Origin of the sequence: Vibrio crassostreae, from assembly GCF_024347415.1 — a bacterium.
Lineage (GTDB): Bacteria > Pseudomonadota > Gammaproteobacteria > Enterobacterales > Vibrionaceae > Vibrio > Vibrio crassostreae.
Genome location: NZ_AP025476.1, coordinates 2,448,774 through 2,463,468, shown reverse-complemented (window position 1 = coordinate 2,463,468; position 14,695 = coordinate 2,448,774). Strand labels below are relative to the sequence as shown.

The following is a 14,695-nucleotide window of genomic DNA, read 5'->3' as shown; positions in this document are numbered from 1 at the left end:
CGCTCCTTAGTGACCGTATGTACGAGGTTTGGTGTAGTAGTCAATCAGTGGAACACACATGTTGGCTAACAATACAGCAAACGCCACGCCATCAGGGAAACCACCCCAACTGCGGATGATAAATACCAAACCGCCGATCAGAGCGCCAAACACTAAGCGACCTTTCACTGTTGTTGATGCTGAAACTGGGTCGGTCGCAATGAAAAATGCGCCTAGCATAGTCGCACCAGACAATAGATGAATGGTTGGAGAAGCAGTTTCACCTGGAGTTAAGATTAAGAACACTAGGCTAAACAGCGCAAGGCTGCCGATGAAAGCCACAGGAATATGCCATTGAATCACGCGTTGCTTAATAAGTACCAAGCCACCAATTAGGTAGGCAAGGTTCACCCACTCCCAACCCACGCCAGCTAGCCAGCTGAATTGCGGTTGAGACAGAGCTTCAGAAGCGGTGTTGCCTGCCGTTAATGCGGTTTTAAATGCATCAAGCGGCGTCGCCATTGTGGTGCCATCTATACCTAAACGAGCTTGCTGTAGAGACAGCCCCTCATTGTTGAAGCCTGTAAAGATCATCAAAAATGAGTCAACAAAACTCGTTGCTTCAGCTGTTAAACTGGTCGGTGCATTCCAACTGGTCATTTGAACTGGGAATGAGATCAACAAAACAACGTAAGCGACCATCGCTGGGTTAAATGGATTTTGCCCAAGGCCGCCATATAGGTGCTTAGCGATGATAATTGCGAAGAACATACCTATCACTAGAACCCACCACGGTGAGTGTGGAGGAATAGCGACACTGAGTAGCCAAGCAGTAACAACAGCACTGTAATCACGTAGCGCCATTACTGGTGGACGTTTTCTCAACAGCATTACGGCTGCTTCAAAGGTAACAGCAAGTGCGATAGCAAATACTAACTGGATGAGCGTACCCCATCCAAAGAAGTAGGTTTGAGCTAGTAGACCTGGCAATGCACAAATAGCCACCCATTTCATGAGATCTGGGGTGCTTCTACGATTGTGTGCGTGCGGTGAGCTGGCGATAAAGAAGGCCACTACTCTTTCTCCTCATTGTTCTTTTTATCTTGCTCTTGCTGCGCTTTTCTTGCTTTAGCACGAGCAATTGCGGCAGCAATGGCTGCTTTCTTAGGGTCGACGGGTTCTGATTGAGCCTCAGCTTCAACCACAGTCTCTTTTTCAACTAAAGGTTCAGCCACAGGTTCGGGAGCGACTTCTTGAGCTTCGACCTGCTTAGCTTGCTGTGCTTTCTTCGCTTTAGCGCGTGCGATAGCGGCAGCAACAGCAGCTTTCTTAGGATCGACAGCTTCTGGTTGAGTTTCAGCTACCACTTCGAGTACTGGCTTAGGAGTTTCTACTGTCTCAGCCTGTTTCGCTTGCTGCGCCTTCTTCGCTTTGGCACGAGCGATAGCTGCAGCAACGGCGTCTTTCTTAGCGTCGCCAGAGCTTTCAACCGGAGTTTCACTTTCTGTTTGAGTAACGGCTTCAGCTTGTTGCGCTTTCTTCGCTTTAGCGCGAGCGATAGTGGCAGCAACTGCATCTTTCTTGGCATCGCCAGTACTTTCAGCCGGAGCATCAGAAGCTGACTCCGCTTGTTGAGCTTTCCTGGCTTTAGCACGAGCAATGGCCGCAGCAACTGCGTCTTTCTTAGCATCGCCAGAGCTTTCAGCTGGAGCGTCAACAGCCGATTCAGCTTGTTGAGCTTTCTTCGCTTTGGCGCGCGCAATAGCGGCAGCGACCGCATCTTTCTTGGCATCGCCAGAGCTTTCAACCGGAGCGTCAGCAGCAGATTCCGCTTGTTGTGCTTTCTTGGCTTTAGCACGAGCTATTGCAGCAGCAACGGCATCTTTCTTAGCATCGCCAGTACTTTCAGTTGGAACGTCAGAAGCTGATTCCGCTTGTTGTACTTTCTTAGCTTTAGCGCGAGCGATAGCAGCAGCGACAGCATCTTTCTTGGCTTCGCCAGAGCTTTCATCTGGAGCGTCAGCAGCTGCTTGTTGTGCTTTGCGTTCTCGAGCTTGTCGTTTACGCTCTTCGCGCAGTTTTGACATTTCAGAGTTGTCTGGTTCAGCGCCTTCTGCTTTCTGAGCTGCAGCTTGTTTCGCTTTTGCCTTCGCAATAGCGGCAGCAACCGCAGGTTTCACTGCTGGTTCTTCATTCGGAGCCTGATCCGCAGCGGCTTTTTGCGCTTTAACACGAGCAATCGCAGCAGCAATAGCATCATCACCGCCGGATGTTTTCATGTCTTTACGGCGGTTATCTGCGGCTTTCTTAAAGCGGTTTTCACGTTCGGCTTTATCACGCTCCATACGAGCGTTCTTCTCTTCAAAGCGAATCTTGGCGCGCTCTGCAGCAGCGGCTTCATCTTTTCGAGTTTTGATTTCAGCTTTTGCTTGGCGATAGTACTGAACAAGAGGGATTTCGCTTGGGCAGACAAATGCACATGCACCACATTCAATACAGTCTTTAATATTTAGCTCTTCACACTTGTCTAGCTCATTGGCTTTTGCATGCCATTGCAACTGTTGAGGTAACAGTGACGCTGGACAAGCTTCAGCACATGCACTGCATCGAATGCACTCCATTTCGTAAGTGCTTGGTGCAATTTCACGACGTGTTGGCGCTAAAATACAGTTCGATGTTTTAGTGATCGGCACATTGGCATGCGGCAAGGTAAAGCCCATCATCGGGCCGCCCAAAATCAAACGCGGCAGCTTTTTATCGGCTTTGTAGCCAAACTCTTCAAGCAACTCGTGTACAGGTGTACCTAATAGTGCCCACACGTTACGAGGTTGCTTAAAAGTCTTACCGGTTAAAGTCACAACGCGGTTAACGACAGGTTCGCCGTCGATTACTGCTCTCTTAATTGAGTAGAGAGAGCCAACGTTCTGAACCAAAACACCTATATCCGCAGGGATGCCGCCAGCAGGAACCTCTTTATTGGTGAGGATCTTAATCAGCTGTTTCTCACCACCTGAAGGGTATTTGGTTGGGATAACACGAATGACGATATCTTTGTCTTTCGCGGCAATCTCAAGTGCTTTTATCGCGTCTGGCTTGTTGTCTTCAATACCAATCACGGTCAGTTTTGGTTGAAGGATGTGTTCAACCACTTCGATGCCTTTTAGTACTTCTTCGGCATGTTCTTGAAGCAGCTTGTCATCTGAGGTGATGTAAGGCTCACATTCCGCAGCATTGACGATCAAAATGTCAGTACGACCAAGGCCTGACTGAAGCTTCTTAGCCGTAGGGAAGCCTGCGCCGCCCATGCCTGAAATACCAGCTTGACGAATCACATCAAGCAGTTCGTCTGAGGTCTTTGTTGAAAAGTCTTCAACTGGATGTTTTTCGATCCAAGTGTCTAAGCCGTCAGGTTTAATGACCACGCACATTTCGCTCAAGCCTGAAGGGTGAGCGGTAGTTCTTGGTTCGATAGCAGTAATCACACCCGATGTTGGTGCATGTACTGGCAAAGTAAAACCTGTGTCCAAGGCTGTCAGTTGTTGGCCTTTTAGCACGGTGTCACCCGCAGCAACCAATAAGTTACCTGGCTTACCGATGTGTTGTTTTACAGGAAGAACGATTTCTTCAGGAAGCCTTGCATGAACGATGTCAGTGGTATTGGACTGTTTCTTGTTTTCAGCAGGGTGCACACCGCCCGGGAAGTTCCAAATAGAGCCCGTACGAATTTGTTCAATTAAAGAGATCATACTAACCCTACGCCTTAGGCTCTGACGCAGTCGCATCAGTTGCTTGGTTAGTGATATCTGTAACAGGAATGATGTTCATCTGCCATTTCCAATTTTCAGTCGTTGTTGCCACTGGAATCATTTCGATACAGTCAGTAGGGCACGGTGCGACACATAGATCACAACCTGTACATTCATCTTTGATAACTGTGTGTAGTGCCTTGGTGCCACCAACAATGGCGTCAACAGGACAGGCTTGAATACACTTGGTACAGCCGATACACATATCTTCATGAATGAAAGCAACGGTTTTTACTTTGTTATCTAAGTCATGAGCGGAGTCTTCAACCTCTACGCCCATTAAGTCTGCTAGCTTCTCAATAGTTGCTTGGCCGCCTGGAGGACATTTGTTGATCTTGTCTCCGTTAGCGATCGCCTCTGCGTATGGGCGACAACCCGGGTAGCCACATTGGCCACATTGAGTTTGCGGTAAAATGGTATCGATTTGATCAACGATAGGATCAGCTTCTACTTTAAATCGGATAGAAGCAAAGCCCAAAATAGCGCCAAAAACAGCGGCTAAAACGGCTAGCGCAATGATCGCAATTAAAATGGTACTCATGCTTATTTCACCAACCCAGTAAAGCCCATAAATGCGAGAGACATTAGGCCTGCTGTGATCATCGCAATTGATGCGCCTTTAAATGGCATTGGGACATCAGCAACCGCAATACGCTCACGCATCGCAGCGAATAGGATCAGAACAAGAGAGAAACCCACCGCTGCGCCGAAGCCATAGATGATCGATTGAATGAAGTTGTGGTTTTCATTGATGTTCAAAAGTGCCACACCTAACACCGCGCAGTTAGTGGTGATAAGAGGTAGGAAGATACCCAATAGGCGATAAAGAGTCGGGCTGGTTTTGTGAACGACCATTTCCGTAAATTGAACTACCACCGCGATAACCAAGATGAAGCTCATGGTACGCAGGTATTCAATACCCAGAGGGGTAAGGATGTAGGTTTCTACTAGGTATGCAGATACCGACGCTAACGTCAGAACGAAAGTCGTTGCGAGGCCCATGCCAATCGCAGTCTCCAGTTTCTTGGAGACTCCCATGAAAGGACATAGCCCTAAAAACTTCACTAGCACAAAGTTATTGACTAGCACTGTGCCAACCAACAACAAAAGGTATTCGGTCATAATGGATTAATTCTTGAGATTCCGATCCCGATATTATCCTGCTTTGCTCACCTAATAACAACCAAGGATCACTAGGGATTTAGACACTTGGTGAAAAAATCATCAGGTAATCGTTTGATTATTAAAGTCACACTAAGTATAGACGGGCAATTTTTACTTGGTGAGACAAGTTTATAGGAGTGGGTAAGTTGGATCATTGACAAGATCATTCGTGAGCTGAGTGTGCTTTTAGTGCCAATTACAGGGGAATAATTGTTGGTTCTTGGGAGAGTAGAGTTATCGAAGGAGCGTCAAAAAATAGCAAAATGCCAACTAAAAGCTTCAAAACGCAAAAAGCCGCATCGAGTGATGCGGCTTCTTTAAATTTGGCTCCCCTTGCAAGACTTGAACTTGCGACATACGGATTAACAGTCCGCCGTTCTACCAACTGAACTAAAGGGGAATTGCTTGTTAGCGACGCGAATTCTAATAACAGTCCGTTTTTCTGTCAACAAAAAATAGCAGAAAAAAGTAAGATAAAAAACTTTACTTTCTGGAACACCTTATTGGATTTAGCTTTGCTTTAGTTATCCACCAAAATTGTGGATAAGTGTGTGTGTGAAACTTTAACAACAATCATTGGGATAAATCGAAAAATGTAAAAATCTTATCTAACGCAATGTATTTAAAAGATTTATATCAAAATATCGCGATTGTATAACTTTTGTAGATTATAAACCGAACAGTAAAACAAGCGGTATTTTTAGATTTTTTGGGGAAAAGTAGTGGATTAAAATTCGAGTAATTTAGCTGAGGAAACTTTGCAGGGGCACGGATAATACCAAGTTCTAAAAATAAAAGCTATCCCTGATATTCAATCTTAAGGCGCATTTCTCTAGATAATAGTTGCAACTAGATGGCTCCTAGAGTGACAATGACCTGATTAAAAACACAGTATGGAAATGGCAACCTATGAGCAAACTCTTTGATTTGGTATCGGACTACAGCCCGTCCGGTGACCAGCCGACTGCGATAACCAGATTACTCGATGGATTAGATTCTGGTTTGGCACATCAAACTCTACTAGGGGTAACGGGCTCAGGTAAAACCTTTACCCTTGCCAACGTCATTTCCCAATCTCAAAGACCTGCGATCTTGTTAGCGCCCAACAAGACACTCGCTGCTCAACTGTATGGCGAAATGAAATCCTTCTTTCCAAATAATGCCGTTGAATATTTCGTTTCTTACTACGATTACTACCAACCGGAAGCTTACGTTCCGACAACAGACACATTCATCGAGAAAGACGCGTCTGTGAACGCCCATATCGAACAAATGAGGCTGTCGGCAACCAAAGCCTTGCTAGAACGAAAAGACGCCATCATCGTCGCGTCTGTATCGGCTATTTATGGTCTGGGTGATCCTAAGTCTTACCTGAAGATGATGCTTCACTTGAGTCGCGGTGAGGTCATGGACCAACGCGATATCTTGCGCCGCTTGGCTGAGCTGCAATATTCAAGAAACGACGTGGCTTTCGAGCGTGGCCAGTTCCGCGTTCGTGGTGAAGTTATTGATATTTTCCCTGCTGAATCTGATCAAGATGCAGTTCGCATCGAAATGTTTGATGACGAAGTGGATTGCATCAGTATCTTTGACCCTCTGACTGGTGCGGTTAAACAGAGAGACTTACCGCGCTTTACCGTTTATCCGAAAACTCACTATGTAACGCCAAGGGAGAAAATCCTTGAGGCGATTGAGAACATTAAAGATGAACTTCGAGACCGAGCTCAATACCTAAAAGACAACAACAAGCTTTTGGAAGAGCAGCGTATTTCCCAGAGGACTCAATTTGATATTGAAATGATGACGGAACTTGGTTTCTGCTCGGGTATCGAAAACTACTCACGATACTTAAGTGGTCGTGCTGAAGGGGAAGCGCCTCCGACATTATTTGATTACTTGCCTGATGATGGTCTGTTGATTATCGATGAGTCACACGTGACCGTGCCGCAAATTGGCGCAATGTACAAAGGTGACCGCTCGCGTAAGGAAACTCTGGTTGAGTTTGGTTTCCGTTTGCCTTCTGCATTGGATAACCGTCCAATGAAGTTCGATGAGTTTGAATCGATCGCGCCGCAGACCATTTTTGTATCGGCGACACCGGGTAATTACGAGATTGAAAAATCAGATGGCGAGATTGCCGATCAAGTCGTTCGTCCTACTGGCCTGTTAGATCCGATCATTGAAGTTAGACCGGTCGCGACTCAAGTTGATGACTTGTTGTCTGAAATCAGAATCCGTTCAGCGAAAGAAGAGCGTGTTTTGGTGACCACGTTGACGAAGCGAATGGCGGAAGACCTAACCGAATACCTAAGCGAGCATGGTGTTAAAGTACGTTACTTGCACTCGGATATTGACACGGTTGAGCGTGTCGAGATCATCCGAGACCTACGCTTGGGCGAGTTCGACGTGTTAGTGGGCATTAACTTACTTCGTGAGGGTTTGGATATGCCTGAAGTATCGCTGGTGGCGATTCTTGATGCAGACAAAGAGGGCTTCCTACGTTCTGAACGATCTCTGATCCAAACCATTGGTCGTGCGGCGCGTAACCTTGAAGGTAAAGCGATCTTATATGGTGACTCGATTACTAAGTCGATGAAAAAAGCGATTGATGAAACCGACCGTCGTAGAGAGAAACAGCAGGCTTACAACGAAGAGCAGGGTATTACGCCACAAGCGCTTAAGCGTAATATCAAAGACATTATGGAGTTGGGTGACATCACCAAGTCGAAACAACAGCGACAATCTAAACAAGTTCCATTGTCTAAGGTGGCAGAGCCTTCAGAAAGTTATGCAGTGCTTACGCCGCAACAGCTTGATAAAGAGATCAGCAAATTGGAAGCTGCGATGTATCAGCATGCTCAGAACTTGGAATTTGAATTGGCGGCACAGAAGCGTGATGAAATAGAGCAGTTAAGAAAGCAATTCATTACCAATAGCTAACTTCTCTTCAGTTAATCGCACTTCTTAACTCAAGTATTAACTAAAGAAGTTCGCCTCAAAAGGCAACATTTGAGAGTGTTCCAGACAAAAAAACAGCCAGTAGTAAATGTTCTACTGGCTTACGTTTGTGAACACTCGGTCCACTAACAACGTCAGTTGGCTAGGTGACCCGAAGGTCATCTCTATGACTGCATCGTTCGTGCCATATAGATAAAACATTGATTATTTGAAGCAAGTAAAAAAATACAATACAAATATTGTGGCTAATTTGCATAATGCAAAGCGGAATGCGACTATAATAAGAAATGCAAATTATAAATGGCTAGGATATGCAATCAAAAACGTTAGATAACAAATCAAAGTATTTGTTGATGGTGGAGGATACGGCGTCAGTCGCAGCGTTATATCGCTCGTATCTTACACCGCTCGAAATTGATATCAACATTGTTGGCACTGGCCGCGATGCAATTGAGAGTTTGAATCATCGAATCCCTGACCTCATTTTATTAGATCTACGTCTGCCTGATATGACGGGCATGGACGTGCTCTTTGCTGTAAAACAAAAATACCCTGAAGTGCCCGTTATCTTTATGACAGCGCACGGTTCTATCGATACCGCCGTAGAAGCGATGCGTCATGGCTCTCAGGACTTCCTTATCAAGCCGTGTGAAGCCGACCGACTTCGTATTACGGTGAACAATGCGATCCGCAAAGCGACCAAGCTTAAGAACAGCTCTGAACATCCGGGAAACCAGAATTATCAAGGCTTCATTGGCAGTAGCCAAACCATGCAGCAGGTTTACCGAACTATCGATTCCGCCGCATCGAGTAAAGCGAGCATTTTCATTACCGGTGAAAGTGGTACGGGTAAAGAGGTGTGTGCAGAAGCGATTCACGCGGCGAGTAAGCGTGGCGATAAGCCTTTCATCGCAATCAACTGTGCAGCAATTCCTAAAGATTTGATTGAAAGTGAGCTGTTTGGCCACGTTAAAGGTGCATTTACGGGCGCGGCTACGGATCGTCAAGGTGCAGCTGAATTGGCTGATGGAGGCACACTGTTCCTCGATGAGCTGTGTGAGATGGATCTTGAACTGCAAACCAAGCTTCTACGTTTTATCCAAACGGGTACTTTTCAAAAGGTAGGCTCTTCGAAGATGAAGAGTGTGGACGTTCGTTTTGTTTGTGCGACTAACCGTGACCCTTGGAAAGAAGTACAAGAAGGTCGCTTTAGAGAAGACTTATACTACCGTTTGTACGTGATTCCTCTGCACTTGCCGCCATTGCGTGAACGTGGTGAAGATGTCATCGAGATTGCATACTCATTATTGGGCTACATGTCGGTTGAAGAAGGTAAGGCGTTTGTGCGTTTTGCTCAAGAAGTGTTGGATCGCTTTAACCAATATGAGTGGCCGGGTAACGTTCGTCAGCTACAAAACGTATTGCGAAATGTGGTGGTATTGAATAATGGTAAAGAGATTACTCTGAACATGCTTCCGCCACCATTGAATCAACCGATTGAAAATAGCCTGCGCCTGAAAGAGAAGCAGAGTGAAGACATCACAGTAAAAGATATTTTCCCATTGTGGATCACTGAGAAAACGGCAATCGAACAAGCCATAAAAGCGTGTGATGGCAACATCCCTCGCGCGGCTGGTTTCTTGGATGTCAGTCCATCAACGATATACCGTAAATTGCAAACGTGGAATGCGAAGCAGTAATCGCCAAACAATAAGAAAGAACGATGATGAAAGTATTAAATCAGCAAAAAGTTGATGAACTTGCCGGTGAGATAGGGCAAGAAAATGTCCCAGTGTTATTGGAAATCTTTTTAGGTGAATTGAAGGGATACTACGAGCACCTAGAACTAAACAAAGATACCGATACGTCTAAGTATTTGGCCGATATCAGCCATGCATTGAAGAGCAGTGCTGCGAGTTTTGGTGCTGATTCTCTGTGTAATTTTGCTATTAGCTTAGACGCAAAAGTGAAGCAAGCATTGCCCGTGACTGATATTGATTTTCAAGATATGCAGGAGCTTCTGCTATCGACTTATACTGAATATCAGCAGTTGATGACGGATCTCTAAAACGGTTAATTGCCAAATATATAAGTAGAGATACAGAGACTAAAAAAGGAGCATGATGCTCCTTTTTCGTTTTCTATCAGTTGAACTAATGGACTAAGCCAACTGAGCTTCGATCGCTTGTTGGAGCTTCACTCGGTCGTGTCGCCAATCTCGGTTTGCAGATGCAAGATCCGTGGTCACACAATTCCATTGCCCTTCTAGTTCTGGGTGTGGTTCATTGCCTAGTACAACGTCTATCTTACGTGCTTTACAGGTACGTTCACACCACTCCAATTGCTCTTGAAGCGTCATTTTACCTGCTGGACCGTGTTCTGGAGACAGGTTTTCAATGAAGATAACTTTTGCCTTGGTGTTTTCTGAGATTGCTTTACCAATTTCTGGTAGTAGCAGCGGAGGCATCACACTGGTTAGAAAGCTGCCTGGGCCAAGTACAATACAGTCTGCTTCTTCCACCGCGGCAACGGCCTCTTTGGTCGCTGGCACTTCTGGCGACAAGTCCATCATGCGCAGTTTTTCTGTCATGTCATCAACGTTGGTTTCGCCGGTTACCCAACGTCCGTCCATTGATAGGGCTGTGAGGTCAGAAGGGTGCTCGGTCATCGGCACGATATTGACGTCGACCTTGAGCATATTTCGAATTAGGTTAATCGCTTCTAGTGGGCGAACCGAGAGGTTGTCTAATGCCGTGAGCATCAGGTTACCCAAGTTATGACCGTCGAGTTCACCTTGGCCGCGAAAGCGGTATTCAAACATCATCGAGCTGATTGAAGGTTCAGTGATCAATTGGTTGATACAGTTACGAGTATCTCCCCAAGCGATACCACCTTGGCAGTCTCTAATTCGTCCGGTTGAGCCGCCATTATCCGTTGTTGCAACAATGCCAGTTGCGTTGTTACCAAAGTCTTTTAGTGCAGCAAGCATACGACCTAAGCCATGGCCTCCACCGATTGCTACGACCTTCTTTGAAGCGTAAATATTCATTTTTTGTTCTTGTTAGGTTATTACCAACTATAATTTAGGTTAAATGCTTCTCGCTATATACTCAACAAGAGTTATTTTGAGCGTTTGACACGTTTTTTTTGCCGATGTGACCCGTTTTTTACCATCAGAGCTAGATTCACGTACAAATATTAAGTATTTTATTACTCAGCTACTGCACGTATGAATATGACGTGCGGTTGCCATAACTCCGAGCTCTCGCATGCTAAGTCGCACAGTGGTATTTGCTGTACCGATACGCATCAAGAGCCAGTGACATGTTGTCACAAGGGCTTAATTGGAAATGATTATGCCTCCCGTGTTTGGAAAGGTGTTCCGTGGCGCAACAATTCGAAGATAGATTCCATCGCAAGTTTTATTACTTGCGCTTGTCGGTTACAGACGTCTGTAACTTTAAATGTACTTACTGCTTGCCGGATGGTTACAAACCGTCAGGGCAAAAAAACTCGTCTTTTTTAAGTGTTCCCGAGATCAAACGCGTTGTAAAAGCGTTTGCAGATTGTGGTACCTCAAAGATCCGCATTACAGGCGGAGAGCCGAGTCTGCGTAAAGACTTTCCTGAAATCATACATACCGTTGCTTCTACTCCAGGCATCGAAAAAGTGGCCACGACAACGAATGGCTACCGCATGGAGAAACAAGTAGGGCAATGGCGCGATGCTGGTTTAACCCATATAAACGTTAGCGTGGATAGTTTAGATTCACGTATGTTCCATCAGATCACTGGTGAGAATAAGTTTACTGAGGTTATGCGAGGCATTGATAAAGCGTTTGAGGTTGGCTATGAACAAGTCAAAGTCAACGTTGTATTGATGAAAGACCTCAACAGTCAGGAATTACCAGCCTTCCTTAATTGGATCAAAGACAAACCTATTCAATTACGTTTTATCGAGCTGATGAAAACCGGCGAGATGGACGAGTTGTTCGATAAACACCATGTATCTGGCGTTGCGATTCGCAATCAGCTTATTGCTAACGGTTGGCTGTTAAAAGTCAAAGCGGTTAACGATGGTCCAGCACAAGTGTTTGTCCACCCAGACTACAAGGGTGAAATTGGTTTGATCATGCCTTACGAGAAAGACTTCTGTGAGAGTTGTAACCGACTGCGTGTTTCTGCGACTGGTAAACTTCACCTATGTCTGTTTGGCGACCACGGTGTTGAACTGCGAGATCTGATTCAAGAAGATCAACAAGAGCAAGAGCTCATTGATCGAATTCAGGCTCAGCTTCAAACCAAGTCTGTTAGCCACTTCTTACATGATGGCAACAGCGGCATGACTCCAAACTTGGCGTCAATCGGCGGTTAACCCGCTATATACTCTAAAGCATTTTATCGCTCAGCTTCTTTAGGCTGGGCGAATCAGTCTAGGGCGTGTTGCTCTTTCGAGCTGATTTTTGCAGCGAGTTGCTGGGTATTTATACAAGGCAGAGGCTTTGATGTGTAGCTAGCCTACATGAGAAGCCGATAACGTAGTAGAAATGACCAGCAAACGCTGCCCGAAGGGTTCGGCTAAAAGCGTTTTACTCTTTGTTGAGGGAGATTTGCTTAGAATGACTAGGCTACTTCCCCCTCGCCGCGATTAAAACGCTTTTATCTCGAACAAAATTTAATCACGAAAGGTCAACACGCCCTCATAATTGAAAAATTTATATAGGTGAACAAATGGGTCACGCAGAAAGCAAATTTCAAGCAGCAAACATCGCAGTACTAACGGTTTCAGATACGCGTACAGAAGAAAATGACACGTCCGGTGGTTACCTAGCTGAGCATGCTAAAGAAGCAGGCCACAACGTGGTTGATAAGCAAATTGTTATCGATGACATGTACAAGATCCGTGCGATCGTATCCAAGTGGATCGCTGATGAAAGCGTACAAGCGATCATGATCACTGGCGGTACTGGTTTTACTTCTCGTGACAGCACGCCTGAAGCGCTTAAGCCACTATTTGACAAAGAAGTAGAAGGCTTCGGTGAGCTATTCCGTCAAGTATCTTATGAAGAGATCGGTACATCGACAATTCAATCTCGTGCGATTGCGGGCTTTGCTAACCACACAGTTATCTTTGCGATGCCAGGTTCTACAGGTGCTTGTCGCACAGGTTGGACTAAGATCATCAAGCAACAAATGGATGCTAGTCACCGCCCTTGTAACTTCATGCCACACCTTTCTGTATAAGGCGGTTTGAGTATGAGCCAATTTACACACATTAACGCGTCTGGCGAAGCAAACATGGTCGATGTATCGGCAAAAGCTGAGACAGTACGTGAAGCGAGAGCGGAAGCTTTCGTAAAAATGTCTGCTGAAACGCTAGAGCTGATTGTTTCTGGTAGCCACCATAAAGGCGATGTTTTTGCAACGGCACGCATTGCGGGTATTCAAGCGGCTAAGAAGACGTGGGATCTGATTCCACTGTGTCACCCTCTGCTATTAACCAAAGTAGAAGTGCAGCTTGAAGCTATCGAGTCTGAAAACAAGGTTCGCATCGAATCTGTTTGTAAGCTTGCGGGTAAGACAGGCGTAGAAATGGAAGCGCTAACGGCTGCTTCTGTTGCTGCGTTAACGATTTACGATATGTGTAAAGCTGTTCAGAAAGATATTGTTATCGAGAATGTACGTCTGTTAGAGAAGACGGGTGGTAAGTCTGGTCACTTTAAGGTGGAATCATGATTACAGTTCTTTTCTTTGCTCAAACTCGTGAACTTGTTGGTGTGGACAGCGTTGAAGTTGATGCACAGTTCAAGACGATTGCAGCGATTCGCAGCCACCTTGTAACACAAGAAGGCAAATGGGATATCGCATTGGAAGAGGGCAAGCTTTTGGCTGCGCTTAACCAATCAATCGTACCTTTGACGACTGAAGTGAAAGACGGCGATGAAGTGGCTTTCTTCCCACCAGTGACTGGAGGCTAGTCATGGACTCAAGAGTAGTAGTTACTGCAGAAGACTTTTCTGTGGGTGACGAATACGATTATCTAGCTCAAGGCACAGCTGCAGGAGCGGTAGTGACGTTTGTTGGTAAAGTTCGCGACATGAACCTTGGCGACAACGTGATTGGTTTGTCTCTAGAGCACTATCCGGGTATGACAGAGAAATCACTGAGCGAGATCTGTGATCAAGCTGAGGCACGCTGGCCAATTCAAAAGATGCGTGTTATCCATCGTGTTGGTGACCTAGATATCGGTGACCAGATTGTTTACGTTGGTGTATCCAGTGCACACCGCGGTGCGGCCTTTGAAGCCTGTGAGTTTGTGATGGACTTCCTGAAAACCAAAGCGCCGTTTTGGAAGAAGGAACGTACCACTGAAGAAACTCGTTGGGTTGACTCTCGAGATTCAGATGCGAAAGCTGCAGAGCGTTGGGTAAAATAACCACCCAAGGTTACTTACCTTTAGAACGAATATTAAAAGCCGACTATTAAAGTCGGTTTTTTTGTGCGTGCTACAAAGCTATTTATAAATAAGTGGTGTATTAATAAATGGTTAATCATTCAAGTTGCATATAAATTCGGTGCGTGATTTTGTCTGTCTTGGTGCATTTCTAAATCTGTTTTGGTGCAGTGCATTATGCTGTTTTGTATAAAGTGATAACCCTCACAAATAGTGGAGTCTATTTAGGGGATATGTGATGTGCAATTAGATTTCATGTGGCATTAATGTTAATTTGCCGACAGTGTTCTAGCATAAGATGCTAAAAAAAAGTATCAATACAGATACATCAACAC

General features: G+C 45.4%; 13 protein-coding genes, 1 tRNA gene and 1 riboswitch. Of the genes, 8 read left to right on the top strand and 6 right to left on the bottom strand.

Annotated features, from left to right (window positions below):
• Positions 1-6 precede the first annotated feature (6 nt).
• From rsxD to OC193_RS10880, 5 genes are all read right to left on the bottom strand, one after another.
• On the bottom strand, positions 7-1,053 hold the full coding sequence (gene rsxD / locus OC193_RS10900; RefSeq protein ID WP_048662061.1) for an electron transport complex subunit RsxD: 1,047 nt from the start codon (positions 1,051-1,053) through the stop codon (positions 7-9).
• Positions 1,053-3,725, bottom strand: coding sequence for an electron transport complex subunit RsxC (gene rsxC / locus OC193_RS10895; protein WP_048662062.1), 2,673 nt, complete (start codon positions 3,723-3,725; stop codon positions 1,053-1,055). The genes rsxD and rsxC overlap by 1 nt, the downstream gene beginning before the upstream one ends.
• 7 nt (positions 3,726-3,732) lie before the next feature.
• Positions 3,733-4,326 (bottom strand): electron transport complex subunit RsxB, encoded by a 594-nt coding sequence (gene rsxB / locus OC193_RS10890; protein ID WP_004734040.1) that lies wholly within the window; start codon positions 4,324-4,326, stop codon positions 3,733-3,735.
• Positions 4,327-4,328: 2 nt separating this feature from the next.
• The gene (gene rsxA, locus OC193_RS10885; RefSeq protein ID WP_004734039.1) at positions 4,329-4,907 is read right to left on the bottom strand and encodes an electron transport complex subunit RsxA; all 579 of its coding nucleotides are present in this window, start codon (positions 4,905-4,907) and stop codon (positions 4,329-4,331) included.
• 366 nt (positions 4,908-5,273) lie between these two features.
• Positions 5,274-5,349: transfer RNA gene (locus OC193_RS10880), tRNA-Asn, on the bottom strand.
• Positions 5,350-5,858: 509 nt separating this feature from the next.
• Between OC193_RS10880 and uvrB the strand changes: the two genes are divergently transcribed.
• The 3 genes from uvrB (at position 5,859) to luxU (ending at position 9,975) form a co-directional block, all read left to right on the top strand.
• A complete protein-coding gene (gene uvrB, locus OC193_RS10875) occupies positions 5,859-7,889 on the top strand; it encodes an excinuclease ABC subunit UvrB (RefSeq protein ID WP_048662063.1) in 2,031 nt (676 codons plus the stop codon).
• Positions 7,890-8,218: 329 nt separating this feature from the next.
• Complete coding sequence (gene luxO, locus OC193_RS10870; RefSeq protein WP_017632950.1) at positions 8,219-9,607, top strand: quorum-sensing sigma-54 dependent transcriptional regulator LuxO; 1,389 nt, start codon at positions 8,219-8,221, stop codon at positions 9,605-9,607.
• A 23-nt stretch (positions 9,608-9,630) separates the two neighbouring features.
• Positions 9,631-9,975: a quorum-sensing phosphorelay protein LuxU gene (gene luxU, locus OC193_RS10865; RefSeq protein WP_017632949.1), complete on the top strand. Its 345-nt coding sequence runs from the start codon at positions 9,631-9,633 to the stop codon at positions 9,973-9,975.
• 93 nt (positions 9,976-10,068) lie between these two features.
• Here luxU and OC193_RS10860 read toward each other — a convergent pair whose 3' ends face one another.
• Positions 10,069-10,956: a YvcK family protein gene (locus OC193_RS10860; RefSeq protein ID WP_048662064.1), complete on the bottom strand. Its 888-nt coding sequence runs from the start codon at positions 10,954-10,956 to the stop codon at positions 10,069-10,071.
• A gap of 194 nt (positions 10,957-11,150) precedes the next feature.
• Positions 11,151-11,303, top strand: a riboswitch (molybdenum cofactor riboswitch).
• Between OC193_RS10860 and moaA the strand changes: the two genes are divergently transcribed.
• The 5 genes from moaA (at position 11,292) to moaE (ending at position 14,342) form a co-directional block, all read left to right on the top strand.
• Positions 11,292-12,281 (top strand): GTP 3',8-cyclase MoaA, encoded by a 990-nt coding sequence (gene moaA, locus OC193_RS10855; protein WP_017632500.1) that lies wholly within the window; start codon positions 11,292-11,294, stop codon positions 12,279-12,281. It overlaps the preceding riboswitch by 12 nt.
• A 356-nt stretch (positions 12,282-12,637) precedes the next feature.
• Positions 12,638-13,150, top strand: a complete 513-nt coding sequence (gene moaB, locus OC193_RS10850; protein WP_004734027.1) for a molybdenum cofactor biosynthesis protein B — start codon at positions 12,638-12,640, stop codon at positions 13,148-13,150.
• A gap of 12 nt (positions 13,151-13,162) precedes the next feature.
• Entirely contained in the window at positions 13,163-13,642 is a 480-nt protein-coding gene (gene moaC, locus OC193_RS10845) for a cyclic pyranopterin monophosphate synthase MoaC (protein WP_017093480.1), read from the top strand.
• On the top strand, positions 13,639-13,884 hold the full coding sequence (gene moaD, locus OC193_RS10840; protein WP_048662065.1) for a molybdopterin synthase sulfur carrier subunit: 246 nt from the start codon (positions 13,639-13,641) through the stop codon (positions 13,882-13,884). The genes moaC and moaD overlap by 4 nt, the downstream gene beginning before the upstream one ends.
• 2 nt (positions 13,885-13,886) lie before the next feature.
• Complete coding sequence (moaE, locus tag OC193_RS10835; protein WP_048662066.1) at positions 13,887-14,342, top strand: molybdopterin synthase catalytic subunit MoaE; 456 nt, start codon at positions 13,887-13,889, stop codon at positions 14,340-14,342.
• Positions 14,343-14,695 lie beyond the last annotated feature (353 nt).

Coding starts and splice junctions, on each gene's coding strand:
- rsxC (WP_048662062.1), bottom strand. CDS start 3,725: ATGATCTCTTTAATTGAACAAATTCGTACGGGCTCTATTTGGAACTTC.
- rsxB (WP_004734040.1), bottom strand. CDS start 4,326: ATGAGTACCATTTTAATTGCGATCATTGCGCTAGCCGTTTTAGCCGCT.
- rsxA (WP_004734039.1), bottom strand. CDS start 4,907: ATGACCGAATACCTTTTGTTGTTGGTTGGCACAGTGCTAGTCAATAAC.
- uvrB (WP_048662063.1), top strand. CDS start 5,859: ATGAGCAAACTCTTTGATTTGGTATCGGACTACAGCCCGTCCGGTGAC.
- luxO (WP_017632950.1), top strand. CDS start 8,219: ATGCAATCAAAAACGTTAGATAACAAATCAAAGTATTTGTTGATGGTG.
- luxU (WP_017632949.1), top strand. CDS start 9,631: ATGATGAAAGTATTAAATCAGCAAAAAGTTGATGAACTTGCCGGTGAG.
- OC193_RS10860 (WP_048662064.1), bottom strand. CDS start 10,956: ATGAATATTTACGCTTCAAAGAAGGTCGTAGCAATCGGTGGAGGCCAT.
- moaB (WP_004734027.1), top strand. CDS start 12,638: ATGGGTCACGCAGAAAGCAAATTTCAAGCAGCAAACATCGCAGTACTA.
- moaC (WP_017093480.1), top strand. CDS start 13,163: ATGAGCCAATTTACACACATTAACGCGTCTGGCGAAGCAAACATGGTC.
- moaD (WP_048662065.1), top strand. CDS start 13,639: ATGATTACAGTTCTTTTCTTTGCTCAAACTCGTGAACTTGTTGGTGTG.
- moaE (WP_048662066.1), top strand. CDS start 13,887: ATGGACTCAAGAGTAGTAGTTACTGCAGAAGACTTTTCTGTGGGTGAC.